Source organism: Caulobacter hibisci (genome assembly GCF_016135805.1).
Classification (GTDB): Bacteria; Pseudomonadota; Alphaproteobacteria; order Caulobacterales; family Caulobacteraceae; genus Caulobacter; species Caulobacter hibisci.
Genome location: NZ_JADWOX010000005.1, coordinates 107,196 through 125,583, shown reverse-complemented (window position 1 = coordinate 125,583; position 18,388 = coordinate 107,196). Strand labels below are relative to the sequence as shown.

The following is an 18,388-nucleotide window of genomic DNA, read 5'->3' as shown; positions in this document are numbered from 1 at the left end:
CATCCCTGGTGTGCCCCACGGTTCTTAATTCGGGATTAACCCTGTTTCTTCACCATGATCGCATGGGTCCCGACGATATCCCCCTCTTTGCGATGCTCAAGAGCCGGCTCGGCTATCTGAACGAGCGGCAGAAGGTCGTATCGCAGAACGTGGCCAACGCAGACACCCCCGGCTACCAGCCGCGGGACCTGAAGGCCTACACCTTTCAGGCCTCGCTCGACGCCCAGGCGACCGGGTCGTCCTATCGCGGCGGCGGCTCGGCTCCGGCCGGTCCGGTCCGGATGCTGGCGACCAGCGGTGGCCACATGGCCCCGGCCAGCCAGGCCACGCCGTGGCGCTCGCCGCAGGGCGCCGACAGCGAGACCACCCTCGACGGCAATTCCGTGAGCCTCGAGGACCAGATGCTCAAGATGACCGATGCGCGCATGAACTACGACGCGGCGGTCTCCTTCTATCAACGCTCGCTGGCGATGCTCCGCACCGCCTCGCGCCGCCCGAACGGTTGAGGACACGCTAGATGCCCGAGATCAGATCCCAGTCGGCGGCGGCGATGGCCGTGGCGGCCAGCGCGCTCAAGGCCCAGCAGGGCCGCATGCGCATCATCGCCGAGAACATCGCCAACGCCAATTCGACGGCCCGCACGGCCGGCGGCGACCCCTATCGCCGCCAGGTGCCGGTGTTCCGCCCGACCAAGATCGAGGGCGGCGAGGGCGTCAGCATGATCCGCGTCGAGGGCGACGAGAGCGCCTTCAAGACCGAGTACGATCCCGGCAACCCGGCCGCCGACGCCAAGGGCTACGTCAAGCTGCCCAACGTCGACACCCTGGTCGAGGCGCTGGACATGAAGGAGGCGCAGCGCGCCTACGAGGCCAATCTCAACGTCATCGAGACCGCACGCAGCATGCAGTCGCGCACCCTCGACATCCTCAAGAAGTAGGGGCGTAAGGGATGATCACCGCGCTCGCCGCTTCCAAGGCCTACGCCGCCACGGGCTCGACGCCGCTATCGCTCGGCAAGAGCGTGGGCGAGCCCAAGAAGATGGACTTCGGCGACATGCTGAAGTCGGCCATGACCGACACGGTCCAGGCCTCGCGCCAGGCCGAGCACAAGATCGCCCAGCAGGCGGCCGGCAAGGCCGAGATGCTCGACGTCGTCACCGCCATCTCGTCGGCCGAAGCCAGCCTGGAGACGGTGATCTCGATCCGCGACCAGGTGATCTCGGCCTATCAAGAGATCATGCGGATGTCGATCTGACGGCCCTTCTCCCCTTGCGGGAGAAGGTGGCGCGCAGCGCCGGATGAGGGGTTCTGCAGACGCAAAACGCCGCGACTGGCCGATCGGCCGTCGCGGCGTTTTTGTTCGTGCGGCTCTCTAAGAGAGAGGGGGCAAGGTCGCCAGCAGCCCCGCCACGTCGATGCCGCGCAGGGCGGCGACGACGCCGGCCCAGACGGCCAGGTTCAGCAGGACCATGCAGACGACCGCGACGCGCAGGCGGCGCTGGACGATCTTGCGGCGTTTGCGGGCCTTGAAGCCGGTCGCATAAAGGGCCGTGGCCATTTTTCTGCTCCTGATCCGCCCCCGTTAATCACCATTAACGCGCTTGATTTGGCTTGGTGCAAGCGGGACGGGTTGTCGCGGCGTCCGTTCGCGGGGAAGGTGACGACGCATGAACCCCGCCATAAGTCTCCAGCAGGTCGGCAAGACGCACGGCGAGGCCGTGGCGCTGGAGGCCGTGGACCTGTCGATCGAGAGGGGTCAGTTCGTGGCCCTGGTCGGCGGATCGGGGGCGGGCAAGACCACGCTGCTGAAGACCATCAACGCCCTGGCCCAGCCGACGTCCGGCGAGGTGCGGATCGACGGCGAGGCGGTCGGCGGACTGGACGGGCCGGTGCTGAGGCGTCGGATCGGCTACGTCTTCCAGGAGATCGGGCTCTTTCCGCACATGACCGTGGCCGAGAACATCGGCGTGGTCCCTGGCCTGCTGGGCTGGAAGCGCGAGGAGATCGCGGCGCGGGTGGATGAGTTGCTCGACCTGGTCGGCCTGCCGCGCGCCGTGGCGGGACGGGCGCCGGCGGCGCTGTCGGGCGGGCAGAGGCAGCGGGTGGGCGTGGCCCGGGGGCTGGCCGGGCGGCCGTCGATTCTGCTGATGGACGAGCCGTTCGGGGCGCTGGATCCGATCACCCGCACGGCCCTGGGCGACGACGTGCGGCGGCTGCACGAGGCGCTGGGCCTGACCACGGTGATGGTCACCCATGACGTGGCCGAGGCCCTGCTGCTGGCCGACCGGGTGGTGGTGCTGGAGGCTGGGCGGATCATCGCCGACGCCGCGCCGCGCGAGCTGATGGCCGGCCACGCCGATCCGCGCGTCGAGGCCCTGATGGCCGCTCCGCGCCGCCAGGCCGAGCGGGTGAGGGCGCTGCTGGATGGCTGAGCTGCTCGCGCTCCTGCCGCAGCGCCTGGCCTGGCACGCGGCGCTGTCGGCGGCCGCCCTGGCCTTGGGACTGCTGATCGCCCTGCCGCTGGGCTTCGCGGCCGCGCGGCGGCCGGGGCTGCGCTGGATCGCCCTGGGCGCGGCCAGCCTGGTGCAGACCATTCCGAGCCTGGCCCTGCTGGCGCTGTTCTATCCGCTGCTTTTGCTGCTCTCGAACCTGACGAAGGCGACCTTGGGCTTCGGCTTTCCGGCCCTGGGCTTCCTGCCGGCGTGGCTGGCCCTGGCGCTGTACGCCATGCTGCCGATCCTGCGGAACACGGCCGCGGGCCTGGCCGGCGTCGATCCGGCCGTGACCGAGGCGGCGCGAGGCGTGGGCATGACCCCGCGCCAGAGCCTGTGGAAGGTCGAGCTGCCCCTGGCCGCGCCGGTGATCCTGGTGGGTGTGCGGACGGCGGCGGTGTGGACCATCGGCGGGGCAACCCTGGCCACGCCGGTCGGCCAGACCTCGCTGGGCGACTATATTTTCTCGGGGCTGCAGACCGAGGCCTGGGACATGGTGCTGGTCGGCTGCGCGGCCTCGGCCGTGCTTGCCATGGTCGTCGATCAGGGGCTGGGCCTGGTCGGGCGCGGGCTGGAGCAGCGCCGGCCGGCGCTGTGGATCGGGGCGCTGGCGGCCCTGGGCGTCGGACTGCTGGCCGCCCTGGCTCCGCTGGCGTTGCCGGCCCTGACGCCGCGGCCGCAGGCCTATGTGGTCGGGGCCAAGAACTTCTCCGAGCAATATGTGCTGGCCGAGCTGATCGCGACGCGGCTGGAAGGGCAGGGGGCGCGGGTCGAGCGGCGGATCAACCTGGGCTCGGCCGTGGCTTACCGGGCGCTGGCCGCCGGCGAGATCGACGCCTATGTCGACTATACCGGCACGCTGTGGGCCAACGTCCTGCACCGCACCGACAATCCCGGCCGCCAGGCGGTGCTGGAAACGTTGAGGACCGAGCTGAAGCGCCGCGACGGCGTGGTGCTGGCCGCGCCGCTGGGCTTCGAGAACGCCTACGCCTTCGCCATGAAGCGCGAGCAGGCCGAAAGGCTGGGCGTGAAGAGCCTGGCCGATCTCGCCGCCAAGGGGCCGGACCTGGTGATGGGCGGCGACATGGAGTTCTTCTCGCGGCCGGAGTGGAAGGCGGTCGAGGCGGCCTATGGCCTGAAGTTCAAGGCCCGCCGGCAGTTCCAGCCGACCTTCATGTACCGCGCCCTGGGCTCGGGCGAGGCCGACGTGATCTCGGCCTTCTCCAGCGACGGGCGGATCGCCGCCGACGACCTGGTGGTGCTGGACGATCCGAGGGGCGCCCTGCCGCCCTATGACGCCGTGCTGCTGGTCTCGCCCCGGCGGGCCGAGGATCCGCGCCTGAAGGCGCTGGCGGCGCAGCTGTCGGGCAAGCTGTCGGTTCAGGCCATGCGGGAGGCCAACTACGCCGTCGATCGCGACACCGACAAGCGTTCTCCAGCCGATGTCGCGCGCGAATTGAGCGACGACATTCCTTGAACATCGTCCGCCCAAGCTTCGTTTGCGACGCTTTTATGAATGGGGCAGGGTGCCGCGCATGAGCAAGCTTACCCCCACGGCCGCGCTTACGGCGCTGGCCGGCGTCGCCCTATTCGCCATCCAGCCGGCACAGGCCGCGGAACAGGTGAAGCCCAATCCCAAGCTGGTCGTGGTGATCTCGATCGACCAGTTCAGCGCCAACCTGTTCGAGCAATGGCGCGGCCAGTGGAAAGGCGGCCTGGGCAAGCTGGGCCGCGAGGGCGTGGTCTATCCCAACGGCTATCAGTCGCACGGCATGACCGAGACCTGCCCGGGCCATTCGAGCCTGCTCACCGGCGCCTATCCCAACCGCACCGGCATCGTCGGCAACAACTGGTACGACCCCGAGACCGGCAAGAAGTCGTACTGCCTGCTCGACACCTCGGTGACCCTGGCCGCCCCGTCCGACCAGGACCCGGTCAGCGACAAGAACCTGCTGGTCGACACCTATGGCGACTGGCTCAAAGCGGTGTCGCCCAAGAGCCGCGTCTATGGCGTGTCAGGCAAGGATCGCGGCGCGATCACCATGGCCGGCCACAAGGCCGACGGGGCGTTCTGGTACCAGGCCGGCTACGGCTTCAACACCTTCGTGCGTCCGGGCGAGGACGCGGCGAGCAAGCTCAAGCCCGTGGCGGCGATGAACGCGCGCCTGGCCGCCGAGCAGAAGAAGAAGCCCTTCGTCTGGACCTATGAGAACAAGGCCTGCGCCGCGCTCGAAAAGACCTGGGTGACCGGCGATCGCACATGGGACGCCAAGCTGCCGCGCCCGCTGCCGACCAACGAGGCCGAGACCCTGCGCGATCTGGCCGCCAGCCCCTATACCGACGCCGTGACCCTGGAAGCCGCCGCCGCCCTGCGCGACGAGTTCGGCCTGGGCGACGGCCCGCAGGTCGACGTGCTGACCGTCAGCCTGTCGGCCACCGACTTCATCGGCCACCGCTACGGCACGCGCGGTCCGGAGATGTGCGATCACCTCAGCCGCCTGGACGCCCGTCTCGACACCTTCCTGAGCCGCATCGGCAAGGCCAAGGGCGAGGTGCTGGTGGTGCTGAGCGCCGACCACGGCGGTTCGGACTTCCCAGAGCGCCTGCACGACGAAGGCTACGACGTTTCGCGCATCGCCACCTCGGCCTGGCTGAAGGGCCTGAACGCCCAGCTGCGCACCGATCTTTCATTGGACTTCGATCCGCTGATCGCGCCGGGCGGCATCGACACCCTGGTGATCGTCGGTCCCGACAAGAAGACGCTGCCGGCCGCCGAGCGCGCCCGAGTCGCCTCGGCCGCCCTGGCCCTGGTGCGCAGCCGCGGCGAAGTGGCCGAGGCCTATGAGATCAACGACCTGCTGACCACGCCGCCGGTGGCCAAGGGCACGCCGCCGGACGCCATCAACGTCAAGGAACGCCTGCGCCGCAGCGCCTATCCGGGCCGCTCGGGCGACATCCTGGTGGCCTTCAAGCCGAACCTGGTGCCGGCCACGGCCGCGGCGACCTATGTCGCCACCCACGGCACGCCCTGGGACTACGACCGCCGCGTGCCGATCCTGTTCTGGTGGAAGAGCGCCCAGGCCCGCGAGCGCATCCTGCCGATCGAGACCGTCGACATCGCCCCGACCATCGCGGCGGTGACCGGCGTGCCGGTTCCGGCCCCGATCGACGGCCGCTGCCGCCCGCTGGGCGCCGGGCACGATTGCTGAGAGTGAACCCTCTTTCGTGGGAGAGGGAGGGGCCCGTCCCGACGCATGTCGGGATGGGAGGGTGAGGGCGTACGCCTTTGGCCGTCCGATCACCGATCCGCGCTCTTTCCGGAAGAGTTCCTAACCCCTCACCCTCCCAGGCTATCGCCTGGGCCCCTCCCTCTCCCTTTGGGAGAGGGGGTTATTTAGCGCGCCAGCCAGAACCCCACGACGTCCACGCCGACGGCGGCGATGATCGCCCAGCCGACGAAGAGACCGATGAAGGGGTGGCGTTGCCACCAGCGCAGTTTGACTTCCAAGTGCATGACAGTTCCCCAACTGATGATGGCATTGTGGATGCAACCGGATAGTTTCACCAGCAACCATCGCGCGGCGCCGTAGGGGAAGATCTGACAAATGGCTGCGGCGCGATGTCGCAGCTGGTATTGGCGCGGCGTGCAGCGACCATGCGCCGCGCCCGGCTTACGCGCGAAGGCGGGCGCGTGTTAACAGTCCCTAACCCTCCGTTAACCATGTCGGCGGCATCTTCCGGCGCAGAGCGTGATAGCCGAAAGTGTCCGCGGTTTCGGCGGTCGTCACGCTCCAGAATTTAAGTTGAAGCCGTCCAGAGCGCTCGCAGAAAGCCCGTTCATGACCGGATCCGAAGTTCTTGATGTGGGTCGTGACGCGATCTGGCTGACCCTGCAGCTGTGCGCGCCGGTGCTGATCGTCGGCCTGGTGGTGGGCGTCGCCATCGGCCTGTTCCAGGCCCTGACCCAGATCCAGGAAGCGACCCTGGTCTACGCCCCCAAGATCGTCGCCATCTTCATTTCGCTGCTGCTGTTCCTGCCGCTGATGGGCGCGCTGATGTCTGGCTTCATGCGCCAGATCGCCGCCCGCATCGCGAACATGTAGGGAAGGGCCGGGCGTGGACAGCTTCGCGACGACCGCTCAGGTCTATGTCGCCGGTCTGGTCTTCGCCCGGATCGGGGCCATGATCATGCTGATGCCGGGCATCGGCGAGACCTCCGTGCCGCCCCGCATCCGCCTGGGCCTGGCCCTGCTGATCTCGATCATCCTAGCCCCGCTGGTCGCCAAGGGCGTCGGTCCGCTGCCGACCACGGTCGGCGGCCTGGCCGGCCAGGTGATCCACGAGATCTTGATCGGCCTGATGATCGGCGCGGTGCTGAAGATGTTCATGAGCGCCATGACCACGGCCGGCGAGATCATCTCGATGCAGACGACGCTGTCCTTCGCCCAGACCACCAACCCGATGGGCGTGCAGACGAGCACGGCGGTGGCGACGTTCCTGTCGATGCTGAGCCTGACGCTGCTGATGGCCACCAACCTGCATCACCTGTTCATCGGGGCGATGGCGCATTCCTACGAGCTGTTTCCGTTCACCAAGGCCGTGCCGGTCAACGACGCCGCCGCCCTGGCCGTGCGCACCGTGGCGCAGAGCTTCATGCTGGGCGTGCAGCTGGCCGCGCCGGTGATCGTGTTCTCGCTGGTCTTCAACCTGGCCACCGGCCTGGTCGGACGGGTGATGCCGTCGTTCCAGATCTTCTTCGTCACCTCGCCGCTCAGCGTGATCCTGGGCCTTTCGTTGCTGGCCCTGTCCCTGGGCGGCATCGCCATGGTGTGGAGCGATCGCTACCGCGATCTGCTCGGCGTCTTCAACTAGGAGGGCGCCGTGGCCGACGACACAGACGACTCCTCGAAGACAGAAGAACCAACAGCCAAGAAACTGTCGGACGCCCGGCAGAAAGGCGACGTTCCCAAAAGTCAGGACTTCTCGCAGCTGGCCTCGCTGGCCGGGGCGTTCAGCGTCATCGCCATCGCCGGCGGATGGCTGACGCGGGACCTCGTCTCGGCCCTGGTGCCGTTCATCGCCCACGCCGGCCAGATGGACGTCGAGGGCGGCATCCAGATCATCGCCAAGAAGGTGGTGATGGCGGCCCTGCCGCCGCTGGTGCTGGTGATGGTGGTCTCGGGCCTGATGGGGGCCGCGGCCAACGTCGCCCAGTCCGGGTTCATGTTCTCGGCCGAGAAGATGAAGCCCGACCTCAACAAGCTGAACCCGATGAAGGGCCTGGGCCGGATCTTCGGGCCGGACGGCATGATGCAGTTCGCCAAGTCGGCCCTGAAGTTCCTGGTCACCGGCGTCATCGCCTGGTTCGTGCTCAAGCCCGACGCCAAGATGGTGATCGGCCTGGTCGGCATGGACCCGGCGGCGATGCTGCCGCTGGCCATCGAACTGTCGAAGAAGCTGTTCTGGGCGGTGCTGATCTTCCTGGTCGTCACCGCCGGCTTCGACTGGTTCTGGCAGCGGATGCGCTTCAACAAGCGCATGCGCATGACCCTTCACGAGGTGAAGGAAGAGCACAAGCAGTCGGACGGCGACCCGCACATCAAGGCCAAGCGCCGGCAGATCCAGATGCAGCGCTCGCGCCAGCGGATGATGCAGGCCGTCCCGCAGGCGACCGTCGTCGTCATGAACCCGACCCACTACGCCGTGGCGCTGAAGTACGAGCAGGGCGAGACCCCGGCGCCGATCTGCGTGGCCAAGGGCGTCGACGAGCTGGCCCTGAAGATCCGCGGCGTGGCCGAGGAGGCCGGGGTGCACATCCTGGAGGATCCGCCCCTGGCCCGCGCCCTCTACGCCGCCGTCGAGGTCGACCAGCAGATCCCGGCCGAGCACTTCGAGGCCGTGGCCAAGGTCATCGGCTTCGTGCTGAGCAACAAGAAGAAGAACAAGCGCGCCTGGGCCAACTGATCGGCCCGCCCGCGACCGTTTCCCGGCTTGTCCAGGATCACCGGAACATCACATTTCCGCCGTAGAATCAGCGGCCTGCTTTCTAAACGCGCTCTTGCGCCGCGTAAGGAGTATCCTTACCGGACGAATCGTCGGGGAGCCTCCCGCCCCGCCAAGTTGCAGAAGGATTTCGGTCGGCATGGCCGAGACGCCCGCGAAAGACATGACGGTGACCCGTCGCCGCGCCGATCCCCTGATCTGGGGCGCGGCGATCTTCTTCGTCCTGGCCGCCGGCTTCGCCACGGCGCCGGCGCTGAGCGCCGGCCCGGCGACCCTGGCCGGCCTGCTGCTGTTGGCGGGCGTCGCCGGCGTGGCGATCCTGGGCCTGGTGGCCATCCGGGGCTCGGCCGCGCACGACAGCGGCCTGGACGTGGCCGACAGCTTCATCGAGGCCCTGGGCGAGCCGGCCGCCCTGACCGTCGCCGACGGCCGCGTGCTGGTGGCCAACCAGGCCTGGCGCGACACCGTCGGCGAGGCCCGCCGCCTGCCCAAGGACGCCTCGCTGTTCTCGGCCTTGGTCCGCGCCCGCAAGGGCGAGACGGTCGAGGCCGTGGTCGTGCTGGCGGGGCAAGAGCGTCCGGCCCTGGCCGCCCGCGTGGCCGGCGGCCGCCTGCTGGTGCGTCTGCCCGCGGTGGTCGAGCCGGTCGCCGCGCCCCTGCCGCCCGTCGCCGTTCCCGCCGCCCAGGCCGCCCCGCCGCCGCGGGCCCTGGACGCCTTCTCCGGCGCCTCGCCGTTCGGCGCGGCCCTGCTGGAGGGGCTGGACCCCTTCAACTCCAAGGTTCTCGAAGCCAATCCGGCGCTGTCGGCCATGACCGGCGCGGTGCGCGCGGGCATGACCCTGGGCGAGCTGATCGACCCGCCGTCGCGCACCGAGGCCGAAACTCGCCTGGCCGAGGGCAAGGCCGGCCCGTTCGAGGTGCGCCTGGCCCGCGATCCCACCCGCATCGCCCATCTCTATCTGTACCGCGCCGAAGGCCGCCTGGTGGCCTATCTGATCGACGTGTCCGAGCAGAAGCAGATGGAATTGCAGCTGGCCCAGGCCCAGAAGATGCAGGCCATCGGCCAGCTGGCCGGCGGCGTGGCCCACGACTTCAACAACCTGCTGACCGCCATCCAGCTGCGCCTGGACGAGCTGCTGCATCGCCACCCGGTGGGCGACCCGTCCTACGAGGGCCTCAACGAGATCCGGCAGACCGGCGTGCGGGCCGCCGACCTGGTGCGCAAGCTGCTGGCCTTCAGCCGCAAGCAGACCGTGCAGCGCGAAGTGCTGGAGCTGGGCGAGCTGATCTCGGAGTTCGAGGTGCTGCTGCGTCGCCTGCTGCGCGAAGACGTCAAGCTGATCACCGACTACGGCCGGGACCTGCCGCAGGTGCGGGCCGACAAGAGCCAGCTGGAGACGGCGGTCATGAACCTGGCCGTCAACGCCCGCGACGCGGTGCGGGCGGCCAAGGGCGGCGGCGTCGTGCGCATCCGCACGGCGCGCCTCAACGAGGACGAGGCCAAGAGCCTGGGCTTCCCGGGCGCCGAGGGCGACCAGGCCTTCATCGAGGTCAGCGACGACGGCCCCGGCATCCCGCCCGAGGTGATGGGCAAGATCTTCGACCCGTTCTTCACCACCAAGCCGGTGGGCGAGGGCACGGGCCTGGGCCTGGCCACCGTCTACGGCATCGTCAAGCAGAGCGACGGCTGGATCCACGTCCACAGCCGTCCGGGCGAGGGCGCGGCCTTCCGCATCTTCCTGCCCGTGCACGAGCCGACCCCGGCCCAGGCCGCCGCGGCGGCCGTGGTGGCCGCCGAGCCGCCCAAGCCCCGCGCCGCCCGCGACCTGTCGGGCGCCGGCCGCATCCTGTTCGTCGAGGACGAGGACGCCGTGCGCGGCGTCGCCGCCCGCCTGCTGCGCGCCCGCGGCTACGAGGTGCTGGAGGCCAGCGACGGCGAGGAGGCCCTGATCATCGCCGAGGAGAACGCCGGCAAGATCGACCTGCTGATCAGCGACGTGATCATGCCGGGCATCGACGGCCCGACCCTGCTGAAGAAGGCGCGCGGCTATCTGGGCAATGCGCCGGTGATGTTCATCAGCGGCTATGCCGAGGCCGAGTTCAGCGATCTGCTCGAAGGCGAGACGGGCGTCACCTTCCTGCCCAAGCCGATCGACATCAAGACCCTGGCCGAGCGCGTGAAGCAGCAGCTGCAGGCGGCTTGAGGCTAGATCCCTAGATCCGTAAAATCCCCGCGAAAGCGGGGACCCAGGCTTTTCTCAAACCCGCGGCGCTCGACGATAAAACACCTGAGTCCCCGCTTTCGCGGGGATTTTACGGGGAGGGGTGTCGAGAGCGAAGGCTGTCACCCCCGCTGCAGCAGCACCGTCGGGCTTTCCTTGTAGGTGGTGCGGGTGCGCTCGACGAAGCCGGTCTTGGCCGCCAGGGCCAGGGAGGCGGCGTTGTCGGGGTGGATGATGCAGACGACGGGATCGGCGCCCCAGCGGGCCTCGCCCCAGGCCAGGCAGGCGTTCACCGCCTCGGTCCCGAAGCCCTGGTTGTGGATGCGGCTGCTCAGCACCCAGCCCATCTCCGGCAGGCCTTCGAAGGAGGGTTCGATGTCGCGGTGGAAGTCGGCGAAGCCGACCTCGCCGACATAGCGGCCGGTGGCCGTCTCGCGCGCGGCCCAGTAGCCGTAGCCGAGCAGGGCCCAGAGGCCGCGGGCGCGCAGCAGCCGCGCCCAGCTTTCCTCGCGCGTCGAGGCCCGGCCGCCGACATAGCGATAGACCTCCGGCTCGCACCACATGGCGACGCTGTCCTCGAAGTCGGTGATCTGCGGCGGGCGCAGGGTCAGGCGCGCCGTGGTCAGGACGGGCGGGGCGGGGGCGGCGAGGTGGTCGAGGGGCATCGGGGTCCGGTTTGCGGAGGATGGACGGCGCAGCCTATATCGACCTTAGCCAGGAAGGGACCCGCAAGTTCATGATCGCGCCGCAGGACGCCGTCGCCGCCCGCCGCAAGCTCACCAACCGGCTGATCGCCGGCAAGGACGCCGCGCGGCTGGTCCCGTTCTTCCTGCCCGAGGCCCGGCTGATCGCCGGCGACGGCTCGCTGCTGCTGGGCCGCGACCAGATCATCGAGGCCTTCGCCGGCCAGTTTGCCGATCGCGACTTCGTCTCCTACGTGCGCACCAGCGCGCTGATCGAGCTCGACGCCGAGGGCGCGCGGGCGGCCGAGCAGGGGCGCTGGGTCGGGACCTGGAAAGGTGAGGGCGCGACCCAGAGCGGGACCTACCTGGCCACCTGGCGCAAGGTCGCCGGGCAGTGGATGATCGAGAACGAGCTGTATGTGACGCTGGGGTGAGACCGCCTGCGGCGGCCCCTCAGTCGCTCCGCGACAGCTCCCCCAGAGGGGGAGCATCGATCACGCCGACCAGATCCTCCCCCTCTGGGGGAGGTGGCCCGGAGGGCCGGAGGGGGTCTAGCGCCGCTTCTTCGGGGCGGGCTTGGAGGCCGTGTCCACCACCGCGCCCGCGCCGGCGCCGACGACAGCGCCCACGGGGCCGGCGACGACCGCGCCGGCGATGGCGCCGCTGGCCGCGCGCTGTTCCATGTTGTGGCCGCAAGCGCTGGTCAGGGCGGCCAGGGCGAGGACGGCGAGGAGGCTGATGGCGGGGCGGGTCATGGGGTCTTCCGGGCGGCGAATTTACTGCACCGGTTAACGGTGAGGCTTGGTCGAGGTTCCGACACAAGGCGTTCGATCGCGTCGAAACCTGGCTGCTGCGGCGTTTTCTCGCGCGTCGAGGTTTTTCCTGTGAATCAAAGTGTTAATGGCCCGGAACGCCAAAAAGCCGGGCAAAATCAATGCTGCGGTGCAGCAGCGGCTTGCGACTCGGTCATAGTTCGGTCATAAGACCTGCCATAAGCAGGATCTCGGCCTTATTGCGAACGGTCGAACCTCCGCTTCCAGACCGGCCCGACAGTGCTTTTTCCGGGTGTCTTGGGAGCGTTTTTGTCGGGGGGCCGCAGCGCCCTCGCCGCGCAGGACGCAAGTTTTGAATATCAAGTCGCAGACGTGCGCTGACGCGCGCGGGCTGATCGGCGCTGTATTGGTCGGGTCCGTCACGGGTCTGGCCTTGGGCGGCGTCTATCTGGCGGGGGGCATGGCCCAGACCGCCTCTCAGCACGCTCGCGTGACGCGCTTGGCCGATGGCGCCGCGGGGAGCTACTCCGAAGCGGCGCTGCATCAGGCCGCGTCGCGCATGGACGCCGGGGCGCTTGCTATCGCCCGTCGCCATGACCCCTATACTGTCGCCGGCGACGCCCAGCGCGATCGCCAGGCGGCCCTGCTGGCCGCTCGCCTCGGCAACGGCGCCGACAAGGCCGACGACCAGCCGCTGCTGCTGCGCGCCAGCCTGGGCGGTTCGTTCAGCCCGGCGGCCGCGCCGTTCCACCTCGCCAACGCGCTGGAAAGCTCGCGCGAACTCGAGTGCCTGGCCCAGGCGGTCTATTATGAAGCCCGGGGCGAGACGCCCAGCGGCCAGGCCGCGGTGGCTCAAGTCGTCTTAAACCGCGTACGCCACCCTTCGTTCCCCAAGTCGATCTGCGGCGTCGTGTTCCAGGGCGCCTACGCCCGCACGGGCTGCCAGTTCAGCTTCGCCTGCGACGGCTCGATGCGCAGCCCGCACGAGCGCGGCGCCTGGAACCGAGCCAAGAAGGTCGCCTCGCGCGCTCTCGCCGGCACGGTGATGTCGGAAGTCGGCGCGGCCACCCATTTCCACACCACGGGCGTGGCTCCCAACTGGGGCCCGCGCCTGATGCGCGTCGCCCAGGTCGGCATGCACGTGTTCTATCGCTTTGGCGGCCGCGCCGGCGCGCCGGGGGCCTTCACCGGCCAGCCGCGCCCCTCGACCGTGGACGACCTGCCCGACGCCCCCGTCCTGACCAGCCTGCCGCAGGCGCCGACCGCCGACGGCAAGCCGGTGATCTATGTCGCCAACGCCATGGCCGTGGCCAAGGACGGCGGCGGCATGGGCGGCCCGGAGAAGGTCGGTCCCGAACCGGCCTCGGCCCCGGCCATGCACCCGACCAAGACCGGCGCCGACAAGAGCGACGCCGTCAGGCCGGCCGCGGCTGCGACCGGAGCCGCTTCCTGAGGAAGCCTGGGGCCAGGCGGGCCATGAACTTCATCTGCCTGGCCCGCTTGCCCACCAGATAATAGAGCTCGCGGCCGTGCGCCGCCCGCCACACCGTCTCGGCCGCCTCGTCGACGCCGTAGACGGGCAGGCCGCTCTTGCGCAGTTCCTCGCCCATGTCGATGTTCTTGCCCGGCTGGGAGCTGTGCAGGATCGGTGTCTCGACGAACCACGGCATGACGCAGGTCACGCCCACGCCCAAGGGCGCGAATTCCGCGTCCAGCGCCTCCGACAGGCCCCGCACCGCGAACTTGGTGGCCGAATAGACCGCTAGGCCCGGCGAGCCGTAGATCCCCGCGCACGAGGCCATGTTGACCAGCCGCCCGCCGCCGGGCGTGGCTTGCAGGAAGGGCAGGGCGGCCCGCGCGCCATTGACGACGCCGCCGATATTGACCGCCAGCATCAGGTCGTCGCCCTCGGCGCCGATCTCGGCGAAGGCCCCGAAGCGGGCGACGCCGGCATTGTTGAAGAGGACGTCGAGCCGTCCGCCCGAGCGGGCGACGAAGGCTTCGAGCGCGGGCGTCCAGGACTCGCGGTCGCGCACGTCGAGGGGGTGGACCGAGGCGTCGTCGACGCCGAGCTCGGCCTGGGCGCGGGCCAGGCCCGCCTCGTCGATGTCGGACAGGCCGACCAGCCAGCCCTCGGCGACGAACCGCCTGGCGCTGGCCAGGCCGATGCCGCTGGCCGCGCCGGTGATGAAGATGGCCTTGCGAGCCGCCATGGCCGCCTCCCCGTCGTTGTTGATTATCGCCGATCAGACAGCGACCGACGGGGAGGGGTCAAGGTCGCGCGAGCGTCAGTCGTCGGTCTGGTCGTCGATCTCGGCCGGCGGGCCGTTCTTCTTGATCGACTCGATGGCGTTCTTGGCCCCGGCCTTCGAGGAATAGCCCTCGGTCCAGAAGATGTTCTCGCTGTTGTAGACGAAGTAGGCGACGAACTCGCCGCCCTTGTTCTTCTTGATCACGAACTTATGGGCCATCTGGAACTCCCAGTATGATGGCGGGCCGTTGGTCGACCAGCCGACGGAAGCGAGCCTCGCGCCGCGGGCGTGATGGTGTCAACCGCGTTGCCGTGACGCTCGGGCCGTCGGATGATGCCGCTTCGGCAGACCGGACGGATTCATGAGCGCGGAAAAACTCGACCACCTCTCGCGCACCCTGCTGGGCGAGCCCTATGGCGACCTGTCGGACGTCAAGCGCAGCGTCATCGACCTGATCGCCGCCGAGGCCCCGACGGCGATCGAGCCTGGCCTTCGGGAGAAGGAAGGGAGTTATTGGGAGCGGCTGGCCGACCGGGTGGCGGCGATCGGCGGCTCCTGGGGCTTCATCGGCAGCTTCTCGGCGATCCTGGCGGCCTGGGTGATCCTGAACCTGGCCCTCATGCCGTTCCACAAGGCCTTCGACCCCTATCCCTTCATCTTCCTGAACCTGGTGCTGTCGACCCTGGCGGCGATCCAGGCCCCGATCATCATGATGAGCCAGAACCGGCAGTCGACGAAGGACCGCGAGGCGGCCGAGCACGACTATGTCGTCAACCTGCGCGCCGAGCTGGAGATCATGCGGCTGCACGACAAGCTGGACGCGTTGCGGGTGGCGGAGCTGTCGGAGATGGCGCGGGCCAATACAGCGTGCCTGGACGAACTGCGGGCCGAGGTGAAGGCGTTGCGGGGCGGGTGATCCCTCGAACTAACCCGCCTTCGCCGCGCGCCGCAGCGCCTGGGGCGGTTGGCCGTAGACGCGGATGAAGGCGCGGCGCATGCGTTCGGAGTCGCCGAAGCCCGACTCGAGCGCGATGTCCTCGACCTGCAGGGGCGCGCTGTCGAGCAGGGCGCGGGCGGCCTCGACGCGCAGGCGCTCGACGGCCTTGGCCGGGGTGGATCCGGTCTCGGCGGCGAACAGGCGGGCGAAGTTGCGCGGGCTCATGGCGGCGCGCTCTGCCAGGTCCTCGACGCTGAGAGAGCGCGCCAGGTTCTCGCGGGCCCAGGCCAGCAGCGGATCGAAGCGGCCGCCCTTGAGATCCAGCAGGGCCGAGAACTGCGACTGGCCGCCCGGGCGGCGGTGATAGACGACGAGCTGCTGGGCGGTGCGCTTGGCGATCGCCTCGCCCAGATCGGCGCCGATCATGGCTAGGGCCAGGTCGATGCCGGCGGTGATGCCGGCCGAACTCCACAGGTCGCCGTCCTGCACCCAGATGCGGTCGGCCTCGAGCCGCACATTGGGGAAGCGCCTCTGGAAGTCCTTGGTGCGGCTCCAGTGGGTGGTGGCGCGCTTGCCCTCCAGCAGGCCGGCGGCGGCCAGGACATAGGTCCCCGAGCAGACGCTGGCCGTGCGGCGAGCGGTGCGGGCGGTGTCGCGCACATAGGCCAGGGTGGTCTCGCAGGTGGCCGGGGCCTTCACGCCGTCGCCGCCGGCCACCAGCAGGGTGTCGAGGGCCGGGGCCTTGTCGAAGGGCAGGGTGTCGAAGGCCGCGCCGGAGGAGCTGGGCGTCCAGCCGCCGTCGCGGGAGACCAGGAACAGGCCATAGGCGCCGGGATCGAAGCGGGCGGCGATCTCGAAGGCCGAGATCGGGCCGGCCGCGTCCAGAAGCTGGAAGCCGGGATAGACCAGCATGCCGACGGCGCGAGGCATAGTTTGACCCTGTCTGGCGGAAATCGAGGGATCTCCGTCATTTCCGCCGAACGCTAGCTGGGAGACCCTCGGTCGTCAAACCCGGAGGGCTCCTCATGACCGACCAGATCCGCATCGTCTTCGCCCTGTTTCCGGGCGTGACCCATCTCGACTTCACCGGTCCGCACCAGATCCTGGCGCGCCTGCCGGGCGCAGCGATCACCGTCGCCAGTCTGGAGGGCGGCGAGGTCGAGGCCGATGGCCTGATCTTCGCCCATCTGGCGCGGCTCGACCAGATCGAGGCGTGCGACATCCTCTGCATTCCCGGCGGCTTCGGCGTGACCCAGGCGATGGGCGACGCGGCGTTCCTGGATCAGGTGAAGCGGCTGGCCTGGAGCGCGCGCTACGTGACCAGCGTCTGCACCGGCTCGCTGGTGCTGGCGGCGGCGGGACTGCTGGAGGGCAAGCGGGCCGCCTGCCACTGGGCTTGGCGCGACCAGCTGGCGCTGTTCGGCGCGATCCCCGACGAGGCCCGCGTGGCGCGCGACGGCCGCTTCGTCACCGGCGGCGGGGTGACGGCCGGCGTCGACTTCGCCCTGACCCTTGTGGCCGAGATCGCCGGGCCGGGCGTGGCCCAGGCTATCCAGCTGGCGGTGGAATACGCGCCCGATCCGCCGTTCCAGTCGGGCCGGCCCGAGCTCGCGCCGCCGGAGGTGCTGGCGCGGGTGCGGCGGATCTACGACAACGGCATGGACGAGCGGGTGGCGGCGGCCGTCGCGGCGGCGGCGAAGCTGGGGAAGGGCGAGGTCGTGCCGGCTTGAGCGATGAGATCAGCGCGTCGCGGGTTTCTCGACGCCGAGCACGCTGGATGCGGTGAACGTCGGGGCCAGAATGGCGATATCGTAGCCAAGCGCCAGGTCACGCCATTCCGCGGGTGCTGACGCCAGCAAGCTCTTGGTCCTGAGCATCCGCAGATCCACGAGCATCCACGATCCCGGCGCGGCGTCGGCCGCTTTCGCGAGCGTGGCGTCCTTGCGCCAGTCGGAGCCCTTGTCGTCAACCCTGTCGAAGGACCGCACGACGGCGGGCCGCCCGACGCCGCCATAAACAGCCACCGAGCCCCTGGCCCCCAACACGATGATGTGCAGGGCCGAGACGCCTTCGCCCTCGGCGCGCTCGGCCACATAGGCGCCGAGGTCGCGCTGATTGAGCGGATTGAGCGACTTGTAGGCATGGTTGGCGCCGAACTTCAGCAGGACCCTCGCGCCAGGATTTTCGGCCAGATGGGCGGCGAATGTGCGCTTCATCAGCCTCGCGCGGCGCCCGTTTGCGTCGCCCTGGCCCGACTGCGACGCCTGATAGATGGCGCGGGTTTCCGTCAGCAGGCCAAACAGATAGCGAACGCGCGCCCCGCCATCGCGCGCGACCGCGGCGGCGGCCTGATCAAGATCGTCCTGTTTGGCCGAGAGCAGGAAGAGGTCGAAAGGCGAACCCGATGCGAGCGCGGCGGCGGTCGCTTCCCGGTCCTGGGCGGCAAGACCGGTGAGGGCGGCCCGCGCGAGGGGCCCTGGCCTCGAGGCCAGCATTTCCTGAAGCAGAGGGCCGCTGGATCCGAGGAACTCCTGGTCCAATCCCCAGAGCTTGAACTTCGGCCCGGCGGTGGCGGCGCAATCGCCGGCCATGCGGACTTCATCGCGTCCGTTGAAGAAGGCGATCCCGTCTGGATGCGTGCGCACGAAATCGGCGATCCGGGCTTCGCGGTCTTCGGATCGCATGGCGGAATCGACGACGCGGGCCGCTTCGGGGCCGGTCTCGATGGCCATGGCGGTCAGGCCGGACGGCGCCATCAGGCGGCAGATCTGGGTCGTGAGGGCCGGGATCTCGCGGGTGTGGTGGGTCTCGCCGATCAGCACGTAGCGGCTGGCGGCGACTGCCTCCGACAGGACAAGCGCGCCCGCGCCCGACAGGCCGTCCGGATTGACGTCCAGAGGCGCGATCGCCTGGGCGAGGCGCGAAGGGAAGGGCGAGGGCGTCGCCTCCTGGGCGACCGCGCTGGTCGCAAAGGCGCCGAGGGTGGCCAGAAGGATGCCCGACAGACCCCGATAAACTCTCCGCACGT

General features: G+C 69.5%; 21 protein-coding genes. 14 read left to right on the top strand and 7 right to left on the bottom strand.

Features of this window, described 5'->3' with window-relative positions; genetic code table 11:
• The first annotated feature begins 62 nt into the window (after positions 1-62).
• Genes flgB through fliE form a run of 3 tightly spaced genes read left to right on the top strand, consistent with a single transcriptional unit; the run spans position 63 to position 1,254 of the window.
• The gene (flgB, locus tag I4Q42_RS09580; RefSeq protein ID WP_198575841.1) at positions 63-506 is read left to right on the top strand and encodes a flagellar basal body rod protein FlgB; all 444 of its coding nucleotides are present in this window, start codon (positions 63-65) and stop codon (positions 504-506) included.
• A gap of 11 nt (positions 507-517) precedes the next feature.
• Positions 518-937: a flagellar basal body rod protein FlgC gene (gene flgC, locus I4Q42_RS09575; RefSeq protein ID WP_198575840.1), complete on the top strand. Its 420-nt coding sequence runs from the start codon at positions 518-520 to the stop codon at positions 935-937.
• An 11-nt stretch (positions 938-948) separates the two neighbouring features.
• Positions 949-1,254, top strand: coding sequence for a flagellar hook-basal body complex protein FliE (fliE, locus tag I4Q42_RS09570; RefSeq protein ID WP_198575839.1), 306 nt, complete (start codon positions 949-951; stop codon positions 1,252-1,254).
• Between the two features lie 117 nt (positions 1,255-1,371).
• On the opposite strand, the gene I4Q42_RS09565 is transcribed toward fliE, so the two are convergent.
• The gene (locus I4Q42_RS09565) at positions 1,372-1,557 is read right to left on the bottom strand and encodes a hypothetical protein (protein WP_198575838.1); all 186 of its coding nucleotides are present in this window, start codon (positions 1,555-1,557) and stop codon (positions 1,372-1,374) included.
• A gap of 109 nt (positions 1,558-1,666) precedes the next feature.
• Here I4Q42_RS09565 and I4Q42_RS09560 point away from each other — a divergent pair, with 109 nt between their 5' ends.
• The 7 genes from I4Q42_RS09560 to cckA all read left to right on the top strand — a co-directional run bounded on the left by I4Q42_RS09560 (position 1,667) and on the right by cckA (position 10,697).
• A complete protein-coding gene (locus I4Q42_RS09560; protein ID WP_198575837.1) occupies positions 1,667-2,431 on the top strand; it encodes an ATP-binding cassette domain-containing protein in 765 nt (254 codons plus the stop codon).
• Complete coding sequence (locus I4Q42_RS09555; protein ID WP_198575836.1) at positions 2,424-3,968, top strand: glycine betaine ABC transporter substrate-binding protein; 1,545 nt, start codon at positions 2,424-2,426, stop codon at positions 3,966-3,968. Before I4Q42_RS09560 ends, I4Q42_RS09555 begins: the two co-directional genes overlap by 8 nt.
• 58 nt (positions 3,969-4,026) lie before the next feature.
• Positions 4,027-5,700: an alkaline phosphatase PhoY gene (gene phoY / locus I4Q42_RS09550; RefSeq protein WP_198575835.1), complete on the top strand. Its 1,674-nt coding sequence runs from the start codon at positions 4,027-4,029 to the stop codon at positions 5,698-5,700.
• 630 nt (positions 5,701-6,330) lie between these two features.
• On the top strand, positions 6,331-6,594 hold the full coding sequence (fliQ, locus tag I4Q42_RS09545; RefSeq protein ID WP_198575834.1) for a flagellar biosynthesis protein FliQ: 264 nt from the start codon (positions 6,331-6,333) through the stop codon (positions 6,592-6,594).
• A gap of 13 nt (positions 6,595-6,607) precedes the next feature.
• Positions 6,608-7,363: a flagellar biosynthetic protein FliR gene (fliR, locus tag I4Q42_RS09540; RefSeq protein WP_198575833.1), complete on the top strand. Its 756-nt coding sequence runs from the start codon at positions 6,608-6,610 to the stop codon at positions 7,361-7,363.
• A gap of 9 nt (positions 7,364-7,372) precedes the next feature.
• Positions 7,373-8,455, top strand: coding sequence for a flagellar biosynthesis protein FlhB (gene flhB, locus I4Q42_RS09535; protein ID WP_198575832.1), 1,083 nt, complete (start codon positions 7,373-7,375; stop codon positions 8,453-8,455).
• Between the two features lie 178 nt (positions 8,456-8,633).
• On the top strand, positions 8,634-10,697 hold the full coding sequence (gene cckA / locus I4Q42_RS09530; RefSeq protein ID WP_198575831.1) for a cell cycle histidine kinase CckA: 2,064 nt from the start codon (positions 8,634-8,636) through the stop codon (positions 10,695-10,697).
• Between the two features lie 140 nt (positions 10,698-10,837).
• Here the strand turns inward: cckA and I4Q42_RS09525 are convergent, their stop codons facing one another.
• Entirely contained in the window at positions 10,838-11,380 is a 543-nt protein-coding gene (locus I4Q42_RS09525) for a GNAT family N-acetyltransferase (RefSeq protein ID WP_198575830.1), read from the bottom strand.
• A gap of 71 nt (positions 11,381-11,451) precedes the next feature.
• On the opposite strand from I4Q42_RS09525, the gene I4Q42_RS09520 reads away from it, so the two are divergent.
• Entirely contained in the window at positions 11,452-11,832 is a 381-nt protein-coding gene (locus I4Q42_RS09520) for a YybH family protein (RefSeq protein WP_198575970.1), read from the top strand.
• A 117-nt stretch (positions 11,833-11,949) separates the two neighbouring features.
• Here the strand turns inward: I4Q42_RS09520 and I4Q42_RS09515 are convergent, their stop codons facing one another.
• The gene (locus I4Q42_RS09515) at positions 11,950-12,153 is read right to left on the bottom strand and encodes a hypothetical protein (RefSeq protein ID WP_198575829.1); all 204 of its coding nucleotides are present in this window, start codon (positions 12,151-12,153) and stop codon (positions 11,950-11,952) included.
• Positions 12,154-12,577: 424 nt separating this feature from the next.
• On the opposite strand from I4Q42_RS09515, the gene I4Q42_RS09510 reads away from it, so the two are divergent.
• Positions 12,578-13,624 (top strand): cell wall hydrolase, encoded by a 1,047-nt coding sequence (locus I4Q42_RS09510; RefSeq protein WP_408611062.1) that lies wholly within the window; start codon positions 12,578-12,580, stop codon positions 13,622-13,624.
• Here I4Q42_RS09510 and I4Q42_RS09505 read toward each other — a convergent pair.
• Both I4Q42_RS09505 and I4Q42_RS09500 read right to left on the bottom strand, forming a co-directional pair.
• Positions 13,587-14,384, bottom strand: a complete 798-nt coding sequence (locus tag I4Q42_RS09505) for an SDR family oxidoreductase (protein WP_198575827.1) — start codon at positions 14,382-14,384, stop codon at positions 13,587-13,589. The two genes, I4Q42_RS09510 and I4Q42_RS09505, sit on opposite strands and share 38 nt — an antisense overlap.
• Positions 14,385-14,459: 75 nt before the next feature.
• A complete protein-coding gene (locus I4Q42_RS09500) occupies positions 14,460-14,642 on the bottom strand; it encodes a YegP family protein (protein ID WP_198575826.1) in 183 nt (60 codons plus the stop codon).
• A 142-nt stretch (positions 14,643-14,784) separates the two neighbouring features.
• Between I4Q42_RS09500 and I4Q42_RS09495 the strand changes: the two genes are divergently transcribed.
• Positions 14,785-15,339, top strand: coding sequence for a DUF1003 domain-containing protein (locus tag I4Q42_RS09495; RefSeq protein WP_198575825.1), 555 nt, complete (start codon positions 14,785-14,787; stop codon positions 15,337-15,339).
• 9 nt (positions 15,340-15,348) lie between these two features.
• Here I4Q42_RS09495 and I4Q42_RS09490 read toward each other — a convergent pair whose 3' ends face one another.
• Complete coding sequence (locus tag I4Q42_RS09490; RefSeq protein ID WP_198575824.1) at positions 15,349-16,290, bottom strand: GlxA family transcriptional regulator; 942 nt, start codon at positions 16,288-16,290, stop codon at positions 15,349-15,351.
• A gap of 95 nt (positions 16,291-16,385) precedes the next feature.
• Here I4Q42_RS09490 and I4Q42_RS09485 point away from each other — a divergent pair, with 95 nt between their 5' ends.
• Positions 16,386-17,090, top strand: a complete 705-nt coding sequence (locus I4Q42_RS09485; RefSeq protein ID WP_198575823.1) for a DJ-1/PfpI family protein — start codon at positions 16,386-16,388, stop codon at positions 17,088-17,090.
• Between the two features lie 9 nt (positions 17,091-17,099).
• Here I4Q42_RS09485 and I4Q42_RS09480 read toward each other — a convergent pair whose 3' ends face one another.
• On the bottom strand, positions 17,100-18,386 hold the full coding sequence (locus tag I4Q42_RS09480) for a TraB/GumN family protein (RefSeq protein ID WP_198575822.1): 1,287 nt from the start codon (positions 18,384-18,386) through the stop codon (positions 17,100-17,102).
• Positions 18,387-18,388 lie beyond the last annotated feature (2 nt).

Coding starts and splice junctions, on each gene's coding strand:
- flgB (WP_198575841.1), top strand. CDS start 63: ATGGGTCCCGACGATATCCCCCTCTTTGCGATGCTCAAGAGCCGGCTC.
- I4Q42_RS09565 (WP_198575838.1), bottom strand. CDS start 1,557: ATGGCCACGGCCCTTTATGCGACCGGCTTCAAGGCCCGCAAACGCCGC.
- I4Q42_RS09490 (WP_198575824.1), bottom strand. CDS start 16,290: ATGCCTCGCGCCGTCGGCATGCTGGTCTATCCCGGCTTCCAGCTTCTG.
- I4Q42_RS09525 (WP_198575830.1), bottom strand. CDS start 11,380: ATGCCCCTCGACCACCTCGCCGCCCCCGCCCCGCCCGTCCTGACCACG.
- fliQ (WP_198575834.1), top strand. CDS start 6,331: ATGACCGGATCCGAAGTTCTTGATGTGGGTCGTGACGCGATCTGGCTG.
- I4Q42_RS09555 (WP_198575836.1), top strand. CDS start 2,424: ATGGCTGAGCTGCTCGCGCTCCTGCCGCAGCGCCTGGCCTGGCACGCG.
- I4Q42_RS09485 (WP_198575823.1), top strand. CDS start 16,386: ATGACCGACCAGATCCGCATCGTCTTCGCCCTGTTTCCGGGCGTGACC.
- I4Q42_RS09515 (WP_198575829.1), bottom strand. CDS start 12,153: ATGACCCGCCCCGCCATCAGCCTCCTCGCCGTCCTCGCCCTGGCCGCC.
- flgC (WP_198575840.1), top strand. CDS start 518: ATGCCCGAGATCAGATCCCAGTCGGCGGCGGCGATGGCCGTGGCGGCC.
- I4Q42_RS09495 (WP_198575825.1), top strand. CDS start 14,785: ATGAGCGCGGAAAAACTCGACCACCTCTCGCGCACCCTGCTGGGCGAG.
- I4Q42_RS09560 (WP_198575837.1), top strand. CDS start 1,667: ATGAACCCCGCCATAAGTCTCCAGCAGGTCGGCAAGACGCACGGCGAG.
- I4Q42_RS09520 (WP_198575970.1), top strand. CDS start 11,452: ATGATCGCGCCGCAGGACGCCGTCGCCGCCCGCCGCAAGCTCACCAAC.
- I4Q42_RS09500 (WP_198575826.1), bottom strand. CDS start 14,642: ATGGCCCATAAGTTCGTGATCAAGAAGAACAAGGGCGGCGAGTTCGTC.
- cckA (WP_198575831.1), top strand. CDS start 8,634: ATGGCCGAGACGCCCGCGAAAGACATGACGGTGACCCGTCGCCGCGCC.
- I4Q42_RS09505 (WP_198575827.1), bottom strand. CDS start 14,384: ATGGCGGCTCGCAAGGCCATCTTCATCACCGGCGCGGCCAGCGGCATC.
- phoY (WP_198575835.1), top strand. CDS start 4,027: ATGAGCAAGCTTACCCCCACGGCCGCGCTTACGGCGCTGGCCGGCGTC.
- fliE (WP_198575839.1), top strand. CDS start 949: ATGATCACCGCGCTCGCCGCTTCCAAGGCCTACGCCGCCACGGGCTCG.